This window comes from Candidatus Neomarinimicrobiota bacterium (genome assembly GCA_030743815.1).
GTDB lineage: Bacteria > Fidelibacterota > Marinisomatia > Marinisomatales > S15-B10 > UBA2146.
The window spans coordinates 1-9098 of sequence record JASLRT010000026.1; the positions used below are offsets into that span (position 1 = coordinate 1).

At 48.2% G+C, this 9098-nt stretch carries 7 protein-coding genes and 2 tRNA genes; 8 read left to right on the forward strand and 1 reads right to left on the reverse strand.

Annotated features, from left to right (window positions below):
- Positions 1-181: prolyl oligopeptidase family serine peptidase (locus tag QF669_02310; protein ID MDP6456280.1), on the forward strand; the 181-nt coding region annotated here is incomplete at its 5' end.
- A 78-nt stretch (positions 182-259) separates the two neighbouring features.
- Here QF669_02310 and QF669_02315 read toward each other — a convergent pair.
- Positions 260-343, reverse strand: a tRNA-Leu gene (locus QF669_02315).
- A 100-nt stretch (positions 344-443) separates the two neighbouring features.
- Here QF669_02315 and QF669_02320 point away from each other — a divergent pair.
- The 7 genes from QF669_02320 to QF669_02350 all read left to right on the forward strand — a co-directional run bounded on the left by QF669_02320 (position 444) and on the right by QF669_02350 (position 8847).
- Entirely contained in the window at positions 444-2264 is a 1821-nt protein-coding gene (locus QF669_02320) for a long-chain fatty acid--CoA ligase (GenBank protein MDP6456281.1), read from the forward strand.
- A 20-nt stretch (positions 2265-2284) separates the two neighbouring features.
- The gene (locus tag QF669_02325) at positions 2285-3823 is read left to right on the forward strand and encodes an FAD-dependent oxidoreductase (protein MDP6456282.1); all 1539 of its coding nucleotides are present in this window, start codon (positions 2285-2287) and stop codon (positions 3821-3823) included.
- Positions 3824-3850: 27 nt separating this feature from the next.
- Positions 3851-4849 carry an NAD(P)H-dependent glycerol-3-phosphate dehydrogenase gene (locus QF669_02330; protein ID MDP6456283.1) on the forward strand — a complete coding sequence of 333 codons (999 nt, stop codon included), beginning with the start codon at positions 3851-3853 and terminating at the stop codon, positions 4847-4849.
- Positions 4836-6185, forward strand: coding sequence for an aminotransferase class I/II-fold pyridoxal phosphate-dependent enzyme (locus tag QF669_02335; GenBank protein ID MDP6456284.1), 1350 nt, complete (start codon positions 4836-4838; stop codon positions 6183-6185). The genes QF669_02330 and QF669_02335 overlap by 14 nt, the downstream gene beginning before the upstream one ends.
- A 72-nt stretch (positions 6186-6257) precedes the next feature.
- Positions 6258-6331, forward strand: a tRNA-Arg gene (locus QF669_02340).
- A gap of 351 nt (positions 6332-6682) precedes the next feature.
- Complete coding sequence (locus QF669_02345; GenBank protein ID MDP6456285.1) at positions 6683-7825, forward strand: aminotransferase class V-fold PLP-dependent enzyme; 1143 nt, start codon at positions 6683-6685, stop codon at positions 7823-7825.
- 350 nt (positions 7826-8175) lie between these two features.
- Entirely contained in the window at positions 8176-8847 is a 672-nt protein-coding gene (locus QF669_02350; GenBank protein MDP6456286.1) for a hypothetical protein, read from the forward strand.
- Positions 8848-9098 lie beyond the last annotated feature (251 nt).

Here is a 9098-nt window from a genome sequence, read left to right on the forward strand (position 1 = left end):
GTACTGGGAGCCGTTGAAGTGGGTGGCAAAGCTGAGATCCATCAAGACTGGGAATAACATACTGTATCTCCATGCCAATATGGATGCGGGACACGGGGGGAAATCGGGACGCTTTCGCCGTTACCGGGAAGTAGCGCTGGAGTACGCCTTCATGCTCGAACTGGCGAAAAATGAGAAGTAGTCAATTTTGTTTACTTTATTGAAGCCGTCGGTGAACCGGGCTGGTTCGCAGCGTAAGATTAGACCTTGCAAAAGTGTGTGCCGGGAGGGGGAATCGAACCCCCACGATCTTGCGATCATTGGTTTTTGAGACCAACGCGTCTACCAATTCCGCCATCCCGGCTGTGGAGTGCTCATTAAAGGCGGCGAAAAGTATAGACTTCATCTGAGAAATGTCAATATATTTCGGCTAAGCGTAATACTATTTTGCGAAGGAGGCAATAATGATTGATTTAACCACTATTTCTACCATTCCGGAAATGTTTCTCGCTGTCTGCAACGAGTATGGTGATAAAGAGGCATATTTTTACAAAGAAAAAGGAGAATGGAAAGGGATCACTTTTCGAGAGGTTAGGCATACAGTGGAGAACATTGCCTACGGACTTGCTTCCCTCGGCTGTGACAAGGGTGACAGAGTCGCCATCCTGTCAAATAACAACCCCAAGTGGGCCATGTCCGATTACGCCGTCATTTGCATGGGTGGCGCTACAGCTTCCGTATATCCAACGCTCACTTCTCCCCAGGTTAAATTCATCCTCGATGATTGCGAATCCAAGGTCGTTATCACTGAGAACAGGGAACAGGCCGACAAAGTTCTGGATTTCCTCGATGATAGCGAGTTCATTAAAACTGTCGTTGTCATGGATGATGACAGCTACGACCGCGACAACGTGATCGCCTTTAGTGAACTCACCCAGTTGGGCGAGGATCATAAATCGTCTGTGGGATTTGATTTCGAAGAGAGGGCCCGGTCAGCGAAGGCAGACGATCTTCTCACATTAATCTACACCAGCGGAACCACCGGCAACCCAAAAGGGGTGATGTTGACTCACAACAATATTGTGACCAATATCAAGGCGACCTATGCGGTTGTGACCGTGGAGAGCAGTGACGTCTATCTCTCTTTCCTTCCGTTGAGTCACAGCTATGAGCGGACAGTGGGACACTTCGGTATGTTCAGCGTCGGCGCCACTGTGTACTATGCCGAAAGTATCGAAAAGGTGTCCGAAAATATCCCCGAAGTGCGCCCATCGGTCATGGCCAGCGTACCGAGGCTTTACGAAAAAATGTACACTCGCATCCTCGATAAGGTGGCGGGAGATCCCGCGTTGCGTCAAAAGATTTTCTGGTGGGCTATCGGCGTCGGACGGGAGGCGCTCAAATACCGCCAGAAGCACGAACCGATGCCTGCGGGATTGAAGATAAAACACGGTATCGCCGAAAAGCTGGTCTTCTCGAAGCTGAAGGATCGCCTCGGCGGGCGATTGAAATTCTTCTCTTCGGGAGCGGCGCCTCTATCCGGTGAGATTGGTGAATTCTTCGGCGCGGCAGGACTGATCATTTTGGAGGGTTACGGTCTAACGGAAACGAGCCCTGTCATGACACTCAACAGTCTCGATTCGTTCAAGTTTGGAACCGTCGGTCATCCCATTAGTGACGTTGAGGTCAAGATTGCTGAGGACGGTGAAATCCTCAACCGCGGGCCTAACACAATGAAAGGGTACTTCAAGAATGAAGATGCTACCCGGGAGGCGATCGATGCTGACGGTTGGTTCCACACCGGCGATATCGGTGAGTTTGACGAAGACGGATTTCTGAGAATCACCGATCGCAAGAAAAACCTAATTGTCACCAGCGGAGGCAAGAACGTTGCGCCGGCTGCGCTGGAGAATGCACTCATTACATCAAAGTATATCGAACAGCTGTTGGTGATCGGTGACAACAGGAATTTCATCAGTGCACTTATTGTACCGTCCTTCGAAGCACTGGAAGGCTTTGCCGCCGATAAAGGAATCAGTGAGACCAGTCCTGATGCGCTGTGCCGCACCAGTGAGGTGCAAGCTCTGTTCGATGCGGAAGTTGCTGCCGCTATGGAGAACTTTGCCCGTTTTGAAAGGATACGCAAGGTTGAGCTACTTCCCAAAGAGTGGACCATCGCCGACAACGAATTGACGCCGACACTTAAGGTTAAGAGGAGAGTGGTGGTGGAGCGCTACAAAGATGTTATCGACGCCATGTATGCGGCTCCGCCCCCGGAAGAGTAGTCCACAAGAAAGGAATTAGAATGAAGGCTATCTCACGACGGTACTTTTTGAAGCGGGCCGGTGGAATGGCGTCAGCAGCGGCGCTTTCTCCTGTCGTGCTGGCGCGAGCTTTTTCATCATCGCCGGGGTCAGACCGCCGCGTTATTGTCGTCGGCGCCGGACTGGCGGGACTCAGTTGCGCTTACGAGCTTAATCGTGCTGGATTCGATGTGACTGTTCTTGAGGCGCGCGGCAGACCGGGAGGCAGAGTCAGAACCTACCGTGATCATTTTGCGGACGGTCTGTCGGCTGAGATGGGGGCAGAGTATGTCAACTCTGAAGATAGATACGCTCGCATGTATGCCAAAAAATTTGGACTGTCGATTCGCACTGCAAAACTGTACGACGGTATCCTTGTCCGTGACCGCAGCTACAGAATAGCTGACTTCCAGAAGAATAGCTATAAGTTACCGTTCGAAGGAGTAGAAGGGGGCAAACTGTTCGGGCAGGAAGGACCCTGGGTGGAACGATGGGTAGAGAAGATTCAGGAATCGGCGCAACAGTTTAATACCGGGTGCTCAAGCTGTCACGAGTTTCGCGGGAACAAGCCAGATAAACCGCTGGCAGCGCTGGGGCATCTACCTGATGATGTTCTTGCTCTCGACAGGATATCCGTGGCTGATTTACTGCGCAGTGAGGGGGCACCGCAGGATATCATCGATCTCTATATCTATACCAACGCAACGGAGAGTACCGGCCGTCCAGAGACCATTTCGGCACTGGCACTTGTTATGAGTCACTACATGGCGGGCGCTTTCAGCGAAGAAACAGACGAGGGCAGAATTGTGGGCGGCAATGACCAGCTATCCAATAGCTTTGCCAAGGCAATCGCGCCCACGATTAAGTACCGCCGGCCGGTGCGGCGCATTGAGCACAGTAGCAGAAGTGTCGAGGTGTGGTTCGAGGAAGAGGGAAAGCTGCAGGCCATGACAGCGTCGCACCTCGTCATCGCTATACCGTTCAAGGTGTTAAGGGATGTAGTCATCAATCCTCAGTTTTCGGCTGGCAAGATGAAGTGCATTCGTGAGCTGTCATACGGTCACGTCATGAAGATTGCCATGCAGTTTACCAAGCGCTTCTGGGATGAGGAAGGGAGTCTGGGTCAGCGCATCTTTACCGATACGCCGCTGCGCCGCATCTATCACCACTCCATTGATCAGCCGGGACCGCGAGGTATCGTGTTGTCGTTTACATCCGGCACGGATGCTGAAGAACTGGGAAACCTATCGCCGCAAGGGCGGATGGATGCGGCATACGATGCGGTCAAGCGCGTCTGGGAAGAAGTGCCTCAATACTGGGAAGGGGGCGTCGCCAAGTACTGGAACGAAGATCAGTGGATCAAGGGGAGTTATTCTTTTCCCGGTGTGGGACAGGCGAGAGATTTCCTTAAGCTGGCCATGGAGAGAGAGGGATTGGTTCACTTTGCCGGTGAGCACACTTCTATACACCGCGCATCCATGAACGGCGCAATCGAATCGGGTGTGCGTGTTAACAAGGAAGTCCGGCAGGCGGCAGGATAGTCTGAGTTCCTCATAGATCACAGCAGAATGGAAAATAAAACGATAGCTGTCCTGGGAGGCGGTTCCTGGGGCGCTACCATCGCTCAGCACCTCTCAAATCTCGGTCATGACGTGACGGTTTGGCACCGCAATCGCCATGAACTGGACGTCATGCAGAATGAACGGACTCACCCGTTCTTGCCGCAGCTTGTCTTTGATGGCCGGATCCGGTTTATAGATGATTTTACACTTTTCGAAGCGTCAGATATTGTAGTGTTCGGCGTCCCGTCCCACGGCGTGAGAGACGTGGCGGCGAAGATGGCCGACCGGATAGGTGATGCTGTAGTAGTCAATCTCGCCAAGGGGATCGAGAATGATACACTCCTGCGGATGAGTGAAGTGATCGGGGAGGTGGGGAGAGTAAGCGATAAGAGAATCGTCACACTTACGGGACCAAGCCATGCAGAGGAGGTAGCGCAGGGAGTCCCCACCACCATAGTGGCGGCGGGAGTTGACGGCAGCAGTACTGAAGCGGTTCAGAAGTCCTTTTCATCGGAGACGCTCAGGGTTTATGCCAACGCTGATATTGCGGGTGCTGAGCTTGGAGGATCAGTGAAGAATGTGATTGCCGTCGCCGCTGGGACCTGTGATGGGATCGGTTTCGGCGATAACGCCAAGGCAGCCCTTATCACTAGGGGAATTGTGGAAATAACAAGACTGGGAGTCGTCATGGGTGCCAGAGCACAGACTTTCGCTGGCCTTAGTGGAATCGGCGATCTGATAGCTACCTGTCTTAGTCGTCACAGCCGCAACCGGGCCGTGGGGGAACAGATCGGCAGGGGCAGGAAGCTGAAGGAAATCCTTAGTGAAATGAAAATGGTGGCGGAAGGGGTGCGTACTGCAAAGTCCGTACACGCATTGCGGGAGCGACATGGCATAGAAATGCCAATCTGTGAAGCAACCTACGCTGTGCTCTTCGAAGACGTGGATCCGAAAGAGGCTGTCAGAAATCTGATGACGCGGGATCTGATATATGAGCACGATTGAGGCAAGAGTAGAAGTCCACGACGCTGACATTCTAAAGAGAGCACGAGAGGTGATCGATGACTGTGCCGGCCTCCAGGAGGTGGGCAGGGAAGTGATTGCCGCTGTTGACCTCAACGCTAGGTGGCGCGGCGAAGAGTGTATCAATCTATTGGCACCGGAAGCACCAACCAGCCCGGGGGTGCGGGCTCTCCTGTCGGCGGAGATCGGCACGAGAGCGGCGGAGGGACATATCGGTAGGGAGAACCGATGGTTCGCCGGCACCCGCCATATCGATGAAGTGGAATCCCTCTGTGTGGAGTTGTTGAAGAAGGTTTTCCACTGCGAGTATGCCGACCACCGCATGTGCGCCAGCATGATCGGTAACGCTGTCGTCTACTCTGCTCTCACCGATGTGGGCGACACAATCATGAGCGTAGCGCCGCCGGTAGGCGGACATTCCAGCAATCGGAGGGACGGTCCGGCCGGATCTCACGGCCTCAAGATTGTTGATATTCCCGTCGATTCTGTGGAACTGGAAGTCGATCTGGACCGGTTTAATAGGTTAGCACCTGAGGTTAGACCGAAGCTCGTCGCACTGGGACTGACTATGGCTCTCTTTCCATTTCCCATACAGCAGATGGCCGAGACGGTATCACAGTGGGGCGGCAAGATTTTCTTCGACGGCGCCCATCAACTTGGCCTTGTTGCGGCGGGATTCTATCAGGATCCTTTGAAGGAAGGCGCGGATATCGTAACCGGTTCAGCCGGGAAAACGTTCAGCGGACCGCAGAGCGGCATTATTCTGTGGGATGACCCTTCAATCACGAAGGCGGTGACGGATGCAGTGTTTCCTATCTGGGCGGCAACGCATCAGGTGAACCGTGTGGCGGCGCTGGCATACTCGGCGGCTGAGTTCCTCGAGTACGGTGAAGCATACATGAACCAGATAGTCAAGAACGCACAAGCCCTCGGCGAGGCACTTCAGGAGAGGGGAATTCCCATGCTCGCGTCCCACAAGGGTTTCACCCGGACGCATCAAGTCATTGCCGATGTACGAAAGTTCGGAGGAGGGCTCGAAGTAGCGAGGCAACTGGAAAGTGCGAATATCATCACAAACAAAAATCTATTGCCTACTGATTCATATGATGATTGGGCTAATCCCGGCGGCCTTCGGATCGGTACCATAGAAGTGACTCGCCTCGGAATGAGGGAGGAGGAGATGAAGGAAATCGCCGACTTTATAGCAAGGCTGTTGGTTCAGAGTGAGACAACTGAGAAGGTTGGCCGGGATGTTCTGCGCTTTCGATCGTCTTATCAGACACTCTACTACTGTTTCGAGCATGGTCTGCCTGAGTGAACTGTGAGCATCAAATAGGCCAAACCGATTTCAATAATCAATCTTCAATTAGAAATTCCTAAATTTGACCGCGCCCCCGTAGCTCAGTTGGATAGAGCATTCGCCTCCTAAGCGAAGGGTCACAGGTTCGAATCCTGTCGGGGGTACTCAAAGCAAGCCCCGTCCTGAAAGCTCATTTCGGGTACGGTCGGGATGAAAAAGCACCCACATTCGTGGGGGTTTTTGTTTGTGGAATGATGAGTAAATTTTATTATGACAAATTGGTTCAAGAATAATACAGAGCCATTAAACTGGAGATTAATTGGCTGGATAGGCGCTGGGTTAGTTATTTTTGGATATTACCTCAATGCTAATGAGTATATAGCCTCCTGGTTAGTTTGGATTGTAGGAAATATCATGGTAGGTGTTTACTCTATATACAAAAAGGCATATTCAATTGCAATCATGTCTTTTATTCTTACAATCATGAATATTTATGGATATATCCGCTGGTTGTCATGAATTCGATAACCGCTGAAAAAGACTTCCCTTCAGCAAAAAATTTTGTTTATCTCAATGCAGCTAATGTGGCCCTTATGTATAGTGGTGCAGAAAGTGGCATTCAAGACTGGTTTGAAAATGTAGCCCTTAATGGAAGCAATAATTTTGATGACAATGCTGAACAGAATGTCTTTAAAAACCTTCATTTGGCAGCCGCTCGATTAATTAATACATCACCTGAGAATATTGCTGCAGGATCCAGCGCTACAGAGCTCCTAGGCTCGTTAGCTTGGGCAGTTTTACCAACAAAAGATCAAAACGTTGTTAGTACGAAAATAGTCTTTCCAAGTACAGTATATCCTTGGCAAAGAGTAGCTAATTCAACTGGATGTGAGATTAGGCTGGCAAAAGAGAAAAATAATTTTGTCGATGTAGACGATATTATTGATTTGATTGATGAGAACACAAAAGTGGTATGTATTTCTCATGTTGAATTCAGTAATGGTCAAATTTTTGATTTAGATTTATTATTAGAAGCAGCTCATGAGTATGACGCATTATTCGTTGTGGATGCAACACAGTCTGCTGGCGCTATACCTATTGATGTTAATAAAAGTCCGATCGATGCTCTAGTTGCTGGAGCATATAAATGGCTATGTGGACCATTTGGTGCAGCTTTCATGTATGTTGCGCCCCATCTTTTGGATCAGTTAGAACCAGGGCTGGTTGGATTTAGAAGCCATAAGAATATGTGGGACCTAGATGCATCCAGGATTGAATATCCTCAAGGAGCTCAGAAATTTGAATTTAGCACTATGGCTTTTGGCTGTGCGGTTGGCCTCACCCAATCAATTGATTATCTAAATACAATTGGTATAAAAAATATTTTCCAGTATAATAGGCGACTCAGTGATATTTTGGTTGAAGGTTTACTTTCAAGAAATGCAGTGATTACTTCTCCACTTGATAAAAAGTATAGTTCATCCATCATAACGGCTCATTTTGATGGAATGGATACAGAAAGAATAATTAATAATCTTAAAGCTGCTCAGATCTATGTTTCGAATAGAGCTGGCTCGATTCGATTTTCACCTCATCTTTACAATACTGATATAGATATTGAAACGACTCTGGCTCAAATAAAGGAGATAACAAAATGAAAAGATTATTACTAATCGTATAACCATTATTATTGATTGTTGGGTGTGAGGAAGATGAAAAACCCATAGAAGTAGAATATGGAACCGTTTCGGATATAGAAGGAACCGTATATGAAACTGTTAAAATTGGAGACCAGTGGTGGATGGCAGAAAATTTAAGTTCCGCAACATATAATGCATAATCGACTAATTGTCCGGGCACTAAATTCAGAAGAAAACTGGGGTCCAAGTGATCATTGCCGTATTCTCATCGACTTACAATGAGTGATTACCAAAGCTTTCTCAACCACTTTCCCAATCTCAACCTGGTAAATGACGGGAGCAGCGGTGCAATAATGGCCAGATTGTAAATGTTTAAAGCAATAATCATAGGCGGTACAGGAGCTACAGGAAAACAACTGTTGAACCGGCTAATTAGTAATCAAAAATGCGATTTAATCACTTCTATTGGTAGAAGACCAGCTTTGGATGGCGAAAAAAATGATAAACTAGTGGATGTTGTTGTTGAATCACTTTCCAATTTGTCATCTACTGAAAAGTACTGGCAAAATAACGATGTTTTTTTTAATTGTATAGGTACAACTCGACAGCGTGCAGGAGGAGCAAAAGAGTTTATTAATATTGAATCAGGCATTTCAAATGAAGCAGCTAAGATGGCTGCAAATGCTAATATACCTCATGCATCGCTAATATCAGCAAAAGGTGCAAACCATAAAATATGGGCTAAGAATTGGATTCATCCATTATTGTATATGAAGACTATTGGGCAAAAAGAACAAACTGTAATATCAAATTTCTTTTTTAATAGAGTTTCTATTTTTAAGCCAGGTATGTTAATACGACTTCAGGGTAAAGAAACATGGTTGGGAAATTTTTTTGAATCGAAAGGACTTGGGCTTAGAGTTGATACTTTAGCTTCAGCAATGATACATAATGCGGAGAGAGTAAAATTTGGTCTGGTAGAAAAGTCACCCCAATTTTTTATTGGTAATAACTATATAAAATCTTCTTTAGAATTATAAATAATTTCACCATATGAGAAAATTGAAAGTGATGGGGGGACGATCGGGATGAAAGAAGCACCCACATTGTAGGGAAAGAATTATGAATGTGCCAAACCAGAAATTGTTTTATTTTATTGTTTTCCCGCAGACCATGCTGTCTATAAAGGAGCCATCATGTATGAACTGAAGGTGACCGTTAAAAAGGTGATAGGTGAGTGTACGGCAGAACCTGCCATGAAGCCGGGCGACTATTTCACGGTGAGCGACGG